The sequence below is a fragment of the Pseudomonas sp. DCB_AW genome (assembly GCF_026240895.1).
In the GTDB taxonomy this organism is placed as follows: domain Bacteria; phylum Pseudomonadota; class Gammaproteobacteria; order Pseudomonadales; family Pseudomonadaceae; genus Aquipseudomonas; species Aquipseudomonas kermanshahensis.
The window spans coordinates 51,141-65,857 of sequence record NZ_JAPFCE010000027.1 but is presented as its reverse complement, the minus strand read 5'-3'; the positions used below and the strand labels follow the sequence as shown (position 1 = coordinate 65,857).

The 14,717-nt window shown below is 60.2% G+C and carries 16 protein-coding genes; 14 read left to right on the top strand and 2 right to left on the bottom strand.

Annotated features, from left to right (window positions below; all coding sequences use genetic code 11):
• The first annotated feature begins 412 nt into the window (after nucleotides 1-412).
• From OO306_RS16275 to OO306_RS16210, 14 genes are all read left to right on the top strand, one after another.
• Nucleotides 413-919, top strand: a complete 507-nt coding sequence (locus OO306_RS16275) for a disulfide bond formation protein B (protein WP_027595503.1) — start codon at nucleotides 413-415, stop codon at nucleotides 917-919.
• A gap of 558 nt (nucleotides 920-1,477) precedes the next feature.
• Nucleotides 1,478-2,422: a ubiquinol oxidase subunit II gene (gene cyoA, locus OO306_RS16270; RefSeq protein ID WP_027595504.1), complete on the top strand. Its 945-nt coding sequence runs from the start codon at nucleotides 1,478-1,480 to the stop codon at nucleotides 2,420-2,422.
• 3 nt (nucleotides 2,423-2,425) lie between these two features.
• Nucleotides 2,426-4,444, top strand: coding sequence for a cytochrome o ubiquinol oxidase subunit I (gene cyoB / locus OO306_RS16265; RefSeq protein ID WP_027595505.1), 2,019 nt, complete (start codon nucleotides 2,426-2,428; stop codon nucleotides 4,442-4,444).
• A 3-nt stretch (nucleotides 4,445-4,447) separates the two neighbouring features.
• Complete coding sequence (gene cyoC, locus OO306_RS16260) at nucleotides 4,448-5,071, top strand: cytochrome o ubiquinol oxidase subunit III (protein ID WP_027595506.1); 624 nt, start codon at nucleotides 4,448-4,450, stop codon at nucleotides 5,069-5,071.
• Nucleotides 5,071-5,403, top strand: coding sequence for a cytochrome o ubiquinol oxidase subunit IV (gene cyoD, locus OO306_RS16255; RefSeq protein WP_027595507.1), 333 nt, complete (start codon nucleotides 5,071-5,073; stop codon nucleotides 5,401-5,403). Before cyoC ends, cyoD begins: the two co-directional genes overlap by 1 nt.
• Before the next feature lie 11 nt (nucleotides 5,404-5,414).
• Entirely contained in the window at nucleotides 5,415-6,302 is an 888-nt protein-coding gene (gene cyoE / locus OO306_RS16250) for a heme o synthase (protein WP_027595508.1), read from the top strand.
• 334 nt (nucleotides 6,303-6,636) lie between these two features.
• Entirely contained in the window at nucleotides 6,637-7,845 is a 1,209-nt protein-coding gene (gene alaC, locus OO306_RS16245) for an alanine transaminase (RefSeq protein WP_027595509.1), read from the top strand.
• A 115-nt stretch (nucleotides 7,846-7,960) separates the two neighbouring features.
• A complete protein-coding gene (locus OO306_RS16240) occupies nucleotides 7,961-9,088 on the top strand; it encodes a hypothetical protein (RefSeq protein ID WP_265969326.1) in 1,128 nt (375 codons plus the stop codon).
• A gap of 171 nt (nucleotides 9,089-9,259) precedes the next feature.
• Nucleotides 9,260-9,646, top strand: coding sequence for a YkgJ family cysteine cluster protein (locus OO306_RS16235; RefSeq protein ID WP_027595511.1), 387 nt, complete (start codon nucleotides 9,260-9,262; stop codon nucleotides 9,644-9,646).
• Between the two features lie 455 nt (nucleotides 9,647-10,101).
• Entirely contained in the window at nucleotides 10,102-10,350 is a 249-nt protein-coding gene (locus OO306_RS16230; RefSeq protein ID WP_238210494.1) for a hypothetical protein, read from the top strand.
• Nucleotides 10,347-10,598, top strand: a complete 252-nt coding sequence (locus OO306_RS16225; RefSeq protein ID WP_238210492.1) for a DUF3077 domain-containing protein — start codon at nucleotides 10,347-10,349, stop codon at nucleotides 10,596-10,598. Before OO306_RS16230 ends, OO306_RS16225 begins: the two co-directional genes overlap by 4 nt.
• Before the next feature lie 171 nt (nucleotides 10,599-10,769).
• Entirely contained in the window at nucleotides 10,770-11,333 is a 564-nt protein-coding gene (locus OO306_RS16220; RefSeq protein ID WP_027595514.1) for a GNAT family N-acetyltransferase, read from the top strand.
• 144 nt (nucleotides 11,334-11,477) lie between these two features.
• Nucleotides 11,478-12,017, top strand: coding sequence for a hypothetical protein (locus tag OO306_RS16215; protein ID WP_027595515.1), 540 nt, complete (start codon nucleotides 11,478-11,480; stop codon nucleotides 12,015-12,017).
• A gap of 20 nt (nucleotides 12,018-12,037) precedes the next feature.
• Entirely contained in the window at nucleotides 12,038-12,424 is a 387-nt protein-coding gene (locus tag OO306_RS16210; protein WP_027595516.1) for a lysozyme inhibitor LprI family protein, read from the top strand.
• Nucleotides 12,425-12,447: 23 nt separating this feature from the next.
• On the opposite strand, the gene mnmH is transcribed toward OO306_RS16210, so the two are convergent.
• Together mnmH and selD are read right to left on the bottom strand one after the other, a co-directional pair.
• On the bottom strand, nucleotides 12,448-13,560 hold the full coding sequence (gene mnmH / locus OO306_RS16205) for a tRNA 2-selenouridine(34) synthase MnmH (protein ID WP_265969324.1): 1,113 nt from the start codon (nucleotides 13,558-13,560) through the stop codon (nucleotides 12,448-12,450).
• Complete coding sequence (selD, locus tag OO306_RS16200) at nucleotides 13,560-14,594, bottom strand: selenide, water dikinase SelD (protein ID WP_265969323.1); 1,035 nt, start codon at nucleotides 14,592-14,594, stop codon at nucleotides 13,560-13,562. The genes mnmH and selD overlap by 1 nt, the downstream gene beginning before the upstream one ends.
• Nucleotides 14,595-14,717: the final 123 nt, after the last annotated feature.

The window sequence follows — 14,717 nt, the reverse complement described above, 5'->3', positions numbered from 1 at the left end:
CGAAGAGGCCGGTGATCTCAGAAGATGATCTGAGCCATCACCGGCCTCTTCGCAGCACAAGGCTGCTCCTACCTGCTTATATATCGGCCTCTTCGCATCACCAGGCTGCGCCACCTGCTTATATAAAGGAGAGATGAAACAGCCCGCCAAGCTTTCATCTTTAATCCTCCTTTAATCACGGTATCCTTCACTCCCAGGTGTCGAGGGGCTTGCCCCTGCGCGGCACCCGGGTAGCCGCTTTTTTGCCGTGTGACGTTGAACCGACGTCACAATGGCCGGTCTCAGCCATCTCGGATAGCCCTGCGCAGTGCTATCACGTTGCCCCCTCGGCACGCTAAAGGCCCTGCCCAGCGTGTAGAATCGCGCACAGGCAGGCGGACCACGCGGCCACTCTCCATCCAAGGAACCGGCAATGAACGAACAAACATCGCGCCTGAATCGGGAACGGCGCTTTCTGGTGCTGCTGGGGCTGATCTGCCTGTCGCTGATCGGTGGCGCCCTTTATATGCAGGTGGTATTGGGCGAGGCGCCTTGCCCGCTGTGCATCCTGCAGCGCTATGCCTTGCTGTTTATCGCCGTGTTTGCCTTCATCGCCGCCGCGATGCCGGGGCGGCGCAGCCTGACGGTCTTCGAAGGCCTGGTGGTACTCAGTGCCATCGGGGGAATCGTTGCGGCCGGCAACCATGTGTATATACTCGCCAACCCCATGGTCAGTTGCGGCATCGATACCCTGCAGCCGATCGTCGACGACCTGCCCCTGGCCAAGCTGTGGCCGCTGGCATTCCAGGTCGACGGCTTCTGCAGCACGCCGTACCCACCGATCCTCGGTCTGTCGCTGGCGCAGTGGGCGCTGGTCGCATTTGTCCTGACGGCCATTCTGGTTCCGCTGGGCATCTACCGCAACCGACGTCAGGCTTAGACAAAAGTCCCGAATTGCATGAGGTCTTTTGCACGGTGTGAGATGCGCAGAAAGTTGCTCCCCGCTTGATCCAGATCAATCACAAAGCCTTGTAGAATGCGGCTTTGAGGGCTACCCGGCGGGGTGCGACAAACTGTCGCGAAGTTGATTCTTCGGGTCTCATTGTTACGTATTCTGTAAAAGACTGTTGCTCAATAAGTCATAGTCAAGGGTTGGCGACCTATCTACAATCGCCCCCAATTTCCGTTCGGCACTGCTTGCGAGTCGCAGGATTGAAGGAAGCCCCAGCGCTCCCTTTTGCTGACTTCGTCAAGTTTCGCCCAGCGGCGATACCGAGCGGACACCCCTCCGCGTTTTCCCGCACCAAATGGACTTGGTCTGAAGTACAGGCCTGTTGCCTACGAAACCATAAGCACCGCTAACACGCTTGAGCCAAGGTCCTGCAGTCGGACCCCAGGCAGGAGCGAGTACGGGCGCGAAATGCCGCACTTGGCAGGACGAAGTGTTGGCTACCAAAACACAAATTGCATTGAAGCAAGCTGATCTAGAGGTCGTGAGATGAGTAAAAAGCGTTACCCCAGACTGTTTGGCATATTGCCCTTTTTAGGCATGCTTTTACTCAGTGGGTGCAACTGGACCCTGCTCGACCCGAAAGGTCAGGTCGGCATTGAGCAAAAGAACCTCATCCTCATCGCTACCGGCCTGATGCTGCTGGTGGTGATCCCGGTCATCATCATGACCGTGGCGTTCGCCTGGAAGTACCGTGCTTCCAACAAGGCGGCCACCTACACCCCCGACTGGTCGCACTCGACCAAGATCGAGGCCGCGGTGTGGATCATCCCGATCATCATCATCATCGCCCTGGGTTATGTCACCTACAAGTCCACCCACAAGCTGGACCCGTATCGTCCGCTGGATTCCGACGTCAAGCCGATCCAGATCGACGTGGTCGCACTGGACTGGAAGTGGCTGTTCATCTACCCCGAGCAGGGCATCGCGACGGTCAACAAGATCAACTTCCCGGCTAACACCCCGGTCAACTTCCGCGTCACCTCCGACGCCGTGATGAACTCGTTCTTCATCCCGGGCCTGGGCGGCCAGATCTACGCCATGGCCGGCATGACCACCAAGCTGCACCTGATCGCCAACGAAAACGGCGAATTCGACGGTATCAGCGCCAACTACAGCGGCGCTGGCTTCACCGGCATGAAATTCAAGGCAACTGCAACTTCCCAGGAAGACTTCGACAAGTGGGTCGCCGAAGTGAAGCAGTCGCCGCTGAAACTGGGCAAAGCCGAGTACGAAGCTCTGGCCAAACCTAGCGAATACAACCCAGTCGCGCTGTACAGCGAGGCCCCGGCAGAGCTGTTCCAGTCCATCGTCGACAAGTACGAAGGCATGAACCGCGGCAAGCCGGTCCACGAAGAAGCAGGCAGCAAAGATCTGGCCACTACCAAGGGTGTGGAATCGAGTATGCAACCAGCTGCCGGTGCAGAGGAGTAAGAGATGTTCGGTAAACTAAGCCTGGAGGCGATACCCTATCACGAGCCGATAGTCATGGTGACGCTTGCCATGATCGCGCTCGGCGGTATCGCTGTCGTCGGTCTTATCACCTATTTCCGCAAGTGGACCTACTTGTGGAGCGAGTGGTTGACGACTGTCGACCACAAGAAAATCGGGGTGATGTACATCATCGTCGCGATGATCATGCTGCTGCGCGGCTTTGCCGACGCCATCATGATGCGTACCCAGCTGGCTGCGGCCACTGGCGGATCCGAAGGCTACCTGCCGCCTGAACACTATGACCAGATCTTCACCGCTCACGGTGTGATCATGATCATCTTCATGGCGATGCCGTTCTTCACCGGCCTGATGAACCTGGCCCTGCCTCTGCAGATCGGTGCACGTGACGTTGCCTTCCCGTTCCTGAACTCCCTGAGCTTCTACCTGCTGCTGGCAGGCGTGCTGCTGGTCAACATCTCCCTGGGCGTCGGCGAATTCGCCAAGACCGGTTGGGTTGCCTATCCGCCGCTCGCGGGTATTCAGTACAGCCCTGGCGTGGGTGTCGACTACTACATCTGGGCGCTACAGCTATCGGGCCTAGGTACGACGCTTACCGGTGTGAACTTCCTCGTCACCGTGATGAAGATGCGCGCACCTGGCATGAAACTGATGGACATGCCGATCTTCACCTGGACCTGCACCTGGGCCAACGTGCTGATCGTCGCTTCGTTCCCGATCCTGACTGCCGCACTCGCACTGCTGACTGTTGACCGTTATCTGGACTTCCACATTTTCACCAACGAGCTTGGTGGGAACCCGATGATGTACGTCAACCTGTTCTGGGCGTGGGGTCACCCTGAGGTTTACATCCTGATCCTGCCGGCCTTCGGCGTGTTCTCGGAAGTGACTTCGACGTTCTCTGGCAAGCGTCTGTTTGGCCACCACTCGATGATCTACGCATCGGGCGCAATCGCCATCCTGGGCTTTGCCGTATGGCTGCACCACTTCTTCACCATGGGTGCCGGCGCGAGCGTCAACACCTTCTTCGGCCTGGCGACGATGCTGATCTCCATTCCGACCGGTGTGAAACTGTTCAACTGGCTGTTCACCATGTACCAGGGCCGTGTGCGTTTCACCGCACCGATGCTGTGGACCCTGGGCTTCATGATCACCTTCTCCATCGGTGGCATGACTGGCGTACTGCTGGCTGTTCCAGGTGCTGACTTCGTTCTGCACAACAGCCTGTTCGTAATTGCTCACTTCCACAACGTGATCATCGGTGGCGCGGTATTCGGCTACATCGCCGGTTTCGCCTTCTGGTTCCCGAAAGCCTTTGGTTTCACCCTGAACGAGAAGTGGGGCAAAGCTGCCTTCTGGTTCTGGATCTCGGGCTTCTACGTTGCGTTCATGCCGCTGTACGCCCTGGGCTTCATGGGCATGACCCGTCGTCTGAACCACTCCGACAACCCGCTGTGGGAACCCTACCTGTACGTTGCCGTAGTCGGCGCCGTGCTGATCCTGTTCGGTATCGCTTGCCAGCTGATCCAGCTCTACGTTTCGGTCCGCGATCGCAACCAGAACCTGGACGTGACCGGCGACCCATGGGGCGGTCGTACTCTGGAATGGTCGACTTCGTCGCCACCTCCGTTCTACAACTTCGCCCACATGCCTGAGCAGGTTGGCCTGGATGCATGGCACGAAACCAAGGAAATCGGCGCTGCTTACAAGCCGGCAACCAAGTTCGACGCCATCCACATGCCGAGCAACACCGCTACCGGTTTGTTCATGGGCCTGTTCCTGACCGTCTTCGGCTTTGCCTTCATCTGGCACATCTGGTGGCTGGTAGGCGCGAGCCTGGTTGCAACCATCGCTGTCTTCGTTCGCCACGCTGCGCGTGACGACCAGGGCTACATGGTTCCGGCCGAAGAAGTGGCGCGCATCGAAGGCGAGCGTATGAAAGCGCTGGCCAAAGCAGGTGCTCTGCCTGCCGGCGCACGTGTCGAATCGTTTGAGCGGGTGTAATCAATGTCCAGTCAAGTAATCCACGGCGCTGCTCATGGTCACGACCATGGGCACGACGATCACCACCACGACTCGGGCCAGATGACCGTACTCGGTTTCTGGCTGTACCTGATGACCGACTGCATCCTGTTTGCGTCGCTCTTCGCTACCTACGCGGTGCTGTCCGGCAGTTTTGCCGGCGGCCCGTCGGGTCATGACATTTTCCAGCTCGACTTCGTAGCTGTTGAAACTGCCTTCCTGCTGCTGTCCTCGATCACCTTCGGCTTCGCCATGCTGAAGCTGTTCGATGGCAAGAAAGCAGGTGTACTGGGCTGGTTGGCTGTGACCTTCCTGTTCGGTGCCGGCTTCATCGCGATGGAAATCTACGAGTTCCATCACCTGATCGCTGAGGGCTTCGGCCCGCAGCGCAGTGGCTTCCTGTCGGCGTTCTTCGCGCTGGTCGGTACCCACGGTCTGCACGTGACTGCAGGTCTGATCTGGATGGCAATCCTGATGTATCAGATCAGCACCAAGGGTATTACCCCGACTGCCAAGACCCGCATGAGCTGCCTGAGCCTGTTCTGGCACTTCCTGGACGTGGTCTGGATCTGCGTATTCACCGTCGTCTACCTGCTGGGGGTTCTGTAATGGCTAACGCACACGACACTCATCACGAAGGTAATCACGGCAGCGTGAAGTCCTACATGATCGGCTTTGTACTGTCGATCATCCTGACCGCTATCCCGTTCGGCCTGGTGATGTACCCAAGCCTGCCGAAGAACCTGACCGTTCTGATCGTGGTCGCCATGGCTGTCATTCAGGTTGTAGTGCACCTCGTGTACTTCCTGCACATGGACCGCTCGAAAGAGCAGCGTTCCAACGTGTCGACGTTCCTGTTTACCACCATGGTAATTGCACTGCTGGTCGGCCTGTCGCTGTGGATCATGTTCAACATCCACATCGAAATGATGGCCAAGTGAGGTAAGACTGCATGTCCGTTAAGCACTTTATCCAAATCACCAAACCGGGGATCATTTTCGGTAACGTGCTTTCCGTGGCAGGCGGATTCTTCCTTGCCGCGAAGGGCCATGTAGACTTCGCCCTGTTCCTGGCGGTGGTGGTAGGTACTTCCCTGGTAGTGGCGTCCGGTTGCGTGTTCAACAACTGCATCGACCGCGACATCGACATCAAGATGGAACGTACCAAGAACCGCGTTATGGTCCAGGGCGGCATGTCGCTGCCCCTCGCGCTGATTTACGCCACCCTGCTTGGGGTGGCGGGTTTCAGCCTGCTTTATGTCCAGGCCAACCCACTGTCGGCGTTCTGTGCGCTGATCGGCTTCGTCGTCTACGTCGGGTTCTACAGCCTCTGGCTGAAGCGTAAATCGGTGCACGGCACCTTGGTCGGCAGCCTTTCGGGTGCCATGCCTCCAGTGATCGGCTACTGCGCCGTCAGCAACAGCTTCGACCTGGCTGCAGTGACCCTGCTGGTGATGTTCAGCCTGTGGCAGATGCCGCACAGCTTCGCGATCGCCATCTTCCGCTTCAAGGACTACAGCGCTGCCAACATTCCGGTTCTGCCGGTGGCTCGCGGTATTCTTGCTGCCAAGAAGCAGATCGTGCTGTACGTGCTGGCCTTCGTGCTCGCCACCCTGATGCTCACCCTCGGCGGTTACGCCGGCCTCAGCTACCTGGCCGTGGCAGCTGCCATGGGCCTGTACTGGCTGTACATGGCCTGGGGTGGCTACAAGGCCGAGGACGACAGCAAGTGGGCCCGCAAGGTGTTTGGCTTCTCTATCCTCACTGTCACTGCCCTGAGCGTGATGATGTCGGTGGACAGCCAGACCGCTGCGGACGTGCTGATGACCTACGCACGCTGATACCGCTGCCTGTTACACGAAAACCCCGGCCATGTGCCGGGGTTTTTTTTGGGTGTTCTCCTGTGCCGGCCTCTTCGCGGGTAAACCCGCTCCCACAGGTAATGTACAGATTTCGCATGTGGGTGCGATCCATGTGGGAGCGGGTTTACCCGCGAAGAGGCCAGCCCTGAAAACACAAAATTCTAATTTTCAAAAAATACATCTGAAAAATTCTAATAAAACAGGAAATTGACCTTTACAGATATCCTGTTTCGGCACTATCTTCTGATCCAGGCCGCCACATCGGCCAACGTCGCTCGGACGGTTCCGGGCGCTTACGTACTCAGAGGAAGCCATGGCCAACCCAGGTTCGCCGCGCCGCTTTGCGCGCATCGATCGTCTCCCCCCTTACGTCTTCAACATCACCGCCGAGCTCAAGATGGCTGCCCGCCGTCGTGGCGAAGACATCATCGACCTGAGCATGGGCAACCCCGATGGCGCGACCCCGCCGCACATCGTCGAGAAGCTGGTGCAGGTCGCCCAGCGTGAAGACACGCACGGCTACTCCACCTCCCGCGGCATCCCACGCCTGCGCCGGGCCATTTCCAACTGGTACAAGGAACGCTACGAGGTCGACATCGACCCGGAAAGCGAAGCCATCGTCACCATCGGTTCCAAGGAAGGCCTGGCTCACCTGATGCTCGCCACCCTCGACCAGGGCGACACGGTGCTGGTGCCCAACCCCAGCTACCCGATCCACATCTACGGTGCGGTGATCGCCGGCGCCCAGGTGCGTTCGGTGCCGCTGGTGCCGGGTGTGGACTTCTTCAATGAGCTTGAGCGGGCGATACGCGAATCGATCCCCAAGCCGAAGATGATGATCCTCGGCTTCCCGTCCAACCCTACCGCGCAGTGCGTGGAGCTGGACTTCTTCGAGCGCGTGGTCGCCCTGGCCAAGCAGTATGACGTGCTGGTGGTGCATGACCTGGCGTACGCCGACATCGTCTACGACGGCTGGAAAGCCCCGTCGATCATGCAGGTGCCGGGGGCCAAGGACATCGCGGTGGAGTTCTTCACGCTGTCCAAGAGCTACAACATGGCGGGCTGGCGTATCGGCTTCATGGTCGGCAACCCCGAGCTGGTCAACGCCCTGGCGCGTATCAAGAGCTACCACGACTACGGCACCTTCACGCCTTTGCAGGTGGCAGCCATTGCCGCGCTGGAAGGCGACCAACAGTGCGTGCGCGATATCGCCGAGCAGTACCGCCAGCGCCGCAACCTGTTGGTGAAGGGGTTGCACGAGCTGGGCTGGATGGTCGAGAACCCCAAGGCTTCGATGTACGTGTGGGCGAAGATTCCGCCGGAGTATGCGCACCTCGGGTCGCTGGAGTTTTCCAAGAAGCTGTTGGCCGAGGCCAAGGTGTGTGTGTCGCCGGGCATCGGCTTTGGTGACTACGGTGACGATCACGTGCGCTTTGCCCTGATCGAGAACCAGGACCGTATTCGCCAGGCGATTCGCGGCATCCGCCAGATGTTCAGGGCGGATGGTTTGACCCGCAAGTAAACAGCGAGGGGCCGCGTGGCGGCCCCTCGTTATATCAGCTGGGCTGGCCTTCCGACTGCCTGGCGATTATTCGCGCCACTACCTTCAGCACTCATTTTCCTGTTCAGGTATCCAAATGAGTGTATTCACAGCGTATTTCTGCGGCACCGGTTCCCACCGCTTCGATGCTGCCAACCCCAATTTCTGGAACGGCGAGCTGGTCTCGACATTGGCCAGCAACGATCAGGGGCGCGAATTCGCCCACTGGATTGCGGTTGACGGGCCGGGCAGCGGCAACCTTCAGGATGACGAATTGTTCGTTGAACCAGGTGGCTACTTTAACTGGAGTGGTCAGTTGTTTGGCCGTGGTTGGGAAGAAAACGTGAGCCATGTGCTGAACGTGATCAAGGGTGAGAGCAGTTGGCAGCGCACCAAACTCACCGAGCAAGCGTACACAAGGCTGAAAGACGCAGGCGTGGAGATCCCGGATGCGTCCGCCACGGCTTCCTGGTTCTGGCGCACTTATGACTACGGCGATCGCCACCCGACCCCGCAGGCGCTGCAGGAACAGATCATCAAGATATTCCGCGAACCGTGCTTGCCCACCCAGGTCAACCTGGTGGGCTGGAGCCGCGGCGGTATCAGTTGCCATATGCTGGCCAATGCGATGGCTGAGGATCCGCTGCTGCGGGATATCCCAGTCAATATTTTTGCCATTGACCCGGTGCCGGGCACTGGCAACGTGCAGAGCAGGCGGGTCAAACTAGCCGGGAACGTCCATGAGTATGTGGGTTTCTATTCCCGGGATGAACGCTCCAATGGCTTTGCCTGTGTGATCCCAGCGGTCGAAAGCAACACGCGCATGTGCGTCTACCCAATGCCGGGCCGGCATGCCACTTTGGTGGGTAATGCATCGGCTGACGGGGCTGGCAGCGGCAAGGTGCTGGTCGAACCCGGGTTGATCGTGCGGCATTTCGCCGAAGTCTGCCTGACCCGCTGGGGTGTCGAACTGGACAAGCGCCTGGCGCTGGATGACAACCAGTTAATGCAGCATCACTTGGCCATAGCGGCTGCCGATGAGGACTATCAGGCCATGCGCAGCCAGTCGTATACCGTCATCAGAGAAAATGAAAAAGACGACCGGCTGGTGCACTGGGGCGAAACCCGCACGCGCTTCAGCGAGGTGCGCAGCGACAGTTACGACTCTCGCGAAGGCCTTGGCCTGCAGCGCTGGGATGCCGGCACTTACAAGGCCCTGCGTTAGGCCGTGCAGGCGGGCAGCCGCTGTGCTGTTCGCCCGTTTTTTGGGCCGTGGGGTTTGCCGGATCAGCGGCAATTTTTTTTGCATTCCCCCTCTATCCAGCCGGCCCCGGTTGGAATGAAAATGGCGCCGCGGGCCCAGCCCCGATAACAACAACCTTCCCTCCGTGGCCTCATGTCCGAATATAACCCTTGCCTTGACTGCGGCGCCTGCTGCGGGTACTTCCGTGTGTCCTTCTTCTGGGGCGAATGCCAGTCTGCCGGGGGCGTTGTACCTGACGACCTGGTGGTGCAGATCAACCCTACACGGGTCGCGATGATCGGCACCGATGCCAAGCCTTGCCGCTGCGTCAGCCTTGCCGGCGAGATCGGCAAAGAGGTGGCGTGCACCATCTACGCCAACCGCTCGAGTCCTTGCCGGGAGTTCGATGCGTCGTGGGAGGGCGGGGTGCACAACCCGAGCTGTGACGATGCACGCGCGGCCTATGGCTTGCCGCCTTTGACCCCGCCTGGGGCCAACGAGCCGCATTGGCCGGATGATGATGGGGCTGAGGTGGCCTGACCTTTTTGGGTCGCCTGTGCCGGCCCTTTCGCGGGGCAAGCCCGCTCCCACAGGACCGTTGCAAGACCTGTGGGCGAAGCAAGTCACCGATCCTGTGGGAGCGGGCTTGCCCCGCGAAAGGGCCATCAGCTGTAAGAAGATTCTGAACTTGAAACCAAATGCTTCAGGTTGGCGGGTCTTGGGAATTATCCTACGACCTCTGTCGGATGCCGTCTGATATGCGGGGGAATACCACAGCGGTAACGTCACGGTTCGCCTGAAATGGCGAGCGGCCGTGAGAAGCTGCAGTTATCCCTCAGTAATGGCTTTCTGTCATGGCGGCCGTGCGCGTGCAGACTTAGGTCTGGCCGCGGGAGCCTGAGGACGCGGTCTTCTCACCTCGCGTACGGCTGCCACCCAATCTGTGAGAAGGACGAGGTGGTTGCTAATCCGATAGCTTCCTCAGGAATATCTTTATGAAGAAGATCGTCCCAGACCCACCCACTTTCCCAATCCCTTACATCTCGATAATCGCCGACCTCTCCCATGCAGAGGCAAGGTCCCAGGCAGCCAAGCTCATGGGCAGCCTTTCCCAAACCATCGAGCTTTACCTCAAAGCCGAAGACAGCTTGCAACGCAGCGCCCTCCTCGAAAACATGTCCGCCCTGACCGAATTGCTTCATGCGCTGTTCGCCCACATAAAGGCGCAGGAGGCAGTGGAATGAGCAATCACCTGAAAACCCACACCACCGCTGGCGTGGAGACGTTTCTCGAATTGTTCCGCATCGAACCGGGCATCCCCCTTGATCACGCGTTCGACGAATTGTCTGTGTTGCTGGGGTGCATACGCCACCTCAGCGAAGAGGCCGAGATGGAGGGCAACAAGGTTGCAGGCAGCGCTGCACGAATTCTCAGTGCCATGGCCAAAGCGCTGATCAATGACATGGAAATGGGGTTGAACCGGGGCGGTTGAGTGGTCGCGCAGATCGAGCGCCGCGCGGGCGGCGCTCGATTTCCGCCCCAGCGCGAAACCCCTGCCAGACAACCGCTCACGCTCAAACACACGATAAAACCCAACGCATCCCCCAGCCGCCTCGCTTGACGTTAAACTGTCATCTCCCCAGCAATGGACAGGAGATCCGGCGTGACCCCACCCCGCAGTTTCCCCAGTGACCTCTGCCTCGACAGCCCCCGCCTGCAATTGCGCCCGATGCGCCATGGCGATGCCGCGCAATGGCTGGCGATCATGGCCGACCCCGAGGTCATGCGTTATTGGCACCATGCACCCTGGCAAGACCTCGCCGAGGCCGAAAGCGCCCTGGCCGCCGACCGTGAAGCCTATGCCAATGGCGACCAACTCAAGCTCGGCATGTACCGCCGTGACAACGGCGAACTCATCGGCATGGTCCAACTGTTCAACATCGATGACGTATCCCGCCGTGGCGAGATCGGCTATTGCCTGGCCAGCGCCGTACAGGGCAGGGGGTACATGGATGAGGCATTGACCTGCTTCATCGACTACCTCGCTCACACCCTGCACATGCGCCGCCTGGAGGGCGAGATCGACCCACGTAACCAAGGCTCGGCACGCACGCTCGAACGCCAGGGCTTCGTGCTCGAAGGCACCCTGCGGGCGCGCTGGTGCGTGGCCGGTGAGCTGTCCGACTCGGGCATCTATGGCCTGCTGCTGGAACCACCGGTTGCATAGTGTTATGGCGAACCTCGATTTTCATCGTCTGCTGGTCACCACGCTACCGGTGGTGACCCTGCGCGGCACTTACTAAACGCCTGGAAGCGGGGCAGGGCCTGGGTTATGGTCGCAGCCTGTCCCGTTTTCACCAGGTGTGCCCCTTTGCCCGTTTTCTACCTGAGCATCAGCCTGTTCCTGTACCTGCTCGCGCTGTTTTTCGATGGCGTGCTGATGAGTGGCGACCGCCACATGCCCGCCCTGCAGATGTTGCTGTACGGGCCATGGGGCATGCCCTTCGGGTTGTATCAATGGTTTGCCAATCCGCTGCTGGCCGTGGCGATTCTTGCCCATCGACGTTTCCGTCGGTTGGCCTTGGCGTGCGGTGTGGCGGCGTTGTATCTGGCGGCCAGCAGTTTCGGAATCGACCGCCTGCCAGACAGCCAAAGCTACGCGTTTCATGACCGCACCGGTTTTGGTGCAGGCTTTTATCTATGGCTCATTGCGATGGTGGTGTTTTGCGCGGGCCAGGCCTGGCATTGCTGGAAGGCCCGCAGCGCCGACGACATGCCCGGATGGCGCTGGCTCGATGTGGCCTTGATAGCGGCGTTGGGTGTCGCGTTGTATGCCGCGACGCAGATGCCGTCGTTGCGTTTCGAGCCGAACAAGGTGCTGATGCCGCCGGAACAGCCACAGACATTTTGATATCCACAGGGGGAATAGTCATGAACAGGTATCACCTGACGGGCCTGGCGCTAGCGTGTGTGCTGCCGCTGGCCATGGCCGAAGAAAATTCGCCGAGCTACGGCCAATGCATGGACAAGGCGTCCAGCACAGTGGCCATGAGCAGTTGCATCCAGGCCGAGACCCAGTTGCAGGACCAGCGCTTGAACCGGGTGTACAAACAGTTGATGGGCAAACTGGAGGCAGGGCAGCAGAAACGCCTGCGCGAGGTACAGCGCAAGTGGATCGCCTACCGTGATGACAACTGCACGTTCCACGTACAGGCCAGTGGCGGGACCCTGGCGCAGCTGGAAGGCGGCGTGTGCGTGATGGACATGACTCGGGACCGGGCGGCCGAGCTTGAGCGAGTACTCAGCCCGGGGCAGTAAGATTGCCTGTTCCGGCCCTGGTTTTATTTGCGCGGTTCGCGCCGCGCGCGGGCCTTGAGGTATTCGCGCACCTCCACGGCATCCCCTGCAAACTCGATACGCTCAGCCTTGGCATCGCGCTGATAGGCATACATCGGGTCGTAATACTCCTTCAGCAACCCTTCGATCCAGCCCCGGTGCAGCTCCACCGCGCCGCTGCGCTGTTGCTCATCCAGGGCTTGTTGCAGGATGGCGGACAAGCGTTGGCAGCGTTCACCACCCAGGCGCTTGTGGATATTGGCCATGCTCGACAGCATGCGTTCGGCAAACAGTCGGCGGCCCTCTTCGTCGCCGTGCACATCGACGAACTCTGCGCTCAGGTTGACCACGTAATCGCGCAGGATACGTTCAACACGCTGCTCGAAACTGTCCTCCAGCCATACCAACGGGTACTGCTGCATGCCTTGGTACAACGCCAGCGGCACGGTGCAGCTGCCGACGATACGGCCTTCATCTTCGAGCACGAACTGCTCGATGCCACGCGCGCGCTTTTTCAGCACATCGATGGCCAGCTTGTTTTCGAAGCCGATTTGCGCGGGTTGCGCGGTGGCACGCTTGCCGAAGCTGGAGCCACGGTGGTTGGCATGGCCTTCAAGGTCCAGCCCATTGCTCAACTGGTGCAGTACCTCTGTCTTGCCGGTGCCGGTGAGGCCGCCAATCAAAACGAAATCGCACTGCGCCACGGCCTGCTCAGTCGTGTCCAGCAGGAAGGTGCGCATCGCTTTGTAGCCGCCCTTGACCCGCGGGTAGTCGATGCCCGCTTCCTCGCGCAGCCACTGTTGAACGATCAACGAACGCAGGCCACCGCGGAAACAGTACAGGTAGCCCTCGGGATGCGCCTTGGCGAAGCTGGCCCAGGCGTGCAGGCGGTCGCGCTTGATCGCGCCGCTGACCAGTTGGTGGCCAAGCGTGATGGCGGCGGCCTGGCCTTGCTGTTTGTAGCAGGTGCCGACCTTCTGCCGCTCCTGGTCGTTCATCAGTGGCAGGTTGACGACGCCCGGGAAGGCACCCTTGGCGAATTCGATGGGCGCGCGCATGTCCATCATCGGCACGTCGTTCAAAAATAGCGGGCGAAAATCCGTGCAGTCGGGACGCATCAGATCACCTCGACCGCGTTGCTCTGTCGCTCACCCAGCGTGCCGATGGGCGACAGTTGCAGGCCCAGTTCGGCCGCCACGGCCAGAAACTGCGCTTCACCCTCAGGGCTGACCGCCACCAGCAGGCCACCGCTGGTCTGCGGATCGCACAGCAGGTGCTTCTGCTCATCGCTCAGGGCGCCGATCTTGTGGCCGTAGCTTTCGTAATTGCGCAAGGTGCCGCCCGGGATGCAGCCCTCGGCCAGGTAGTGATCGACACTTGGCAGGCGCGGTACTGCGGCGTAGTCCAGGTGCGCGGTGAGGCCGCTGCCGTCGGCCAGCTCCACCAGGTGGCCCAACAGGCCGAAGCCGGTGACGTCGGTCATCGCCCTCACACCTTCGAGCTTGCCGAAGCGGCTGCCGGGGGTGTTGAGGGTGCACATCCAGTCGCGCGCCAGGCCTTGGTCCTGCTCGCGCAGCTTGGCCTTTTTCTCGGCGGTGGTGAGGATGCCGATGCCCAGCGGTTTGGTCAGGTACAGGCGGCAACCGGCGGTGGCGGTGTCGTTGCGCTTGAGATGGCGCTTGCTGACCACGCCAGTGACGGCCAGGCCGAAGATCGGCTCCGGGGCGTCGATGGAGTGGCCGCCGGCCAGCGGGATGCCAGCTTCGGCGCAGACCGCACGCCCGCCGCGGATCACTTCGCGGGCGACTTCCGGCGGCAGCACGTTGACCGGCCAGCCGAGGATGGCGATGGCCATCAACGGGTCGCCGCCCATGGCGTAGATGTCGCTGATGGCGTTGGTGGCGGCGATGCGGCCGAAGTCATACGGGTCATCGACGATCGGCATGAAGAAGTCGGTGGTCGAGACCACGCCGCGCTCTTCGTCCAGGGCGTACACGGCAGCGTCGTCGCGCGAAGCATTGCCGACCCAGAGGTTCGGGTCCAGGGCCTGGGCGCCGCTTTCGGCAAGGATTACGTCCAGTACCTTGGGGGAGATCTTGCAGCCACAACCGGCACCATGGCTGTACTGGGTCAGGCGGATTGGCTCGCTCATACGTACCTCAGCAGATCAAATTGTTGCGCGATTGTAGCAAAGCTGGCCATTGCGCCATGGGCACTTATACTTTTCACGGTCGGCACGGCTGCCGACCCTTTAGCTGCCAATGACCCGGAGATT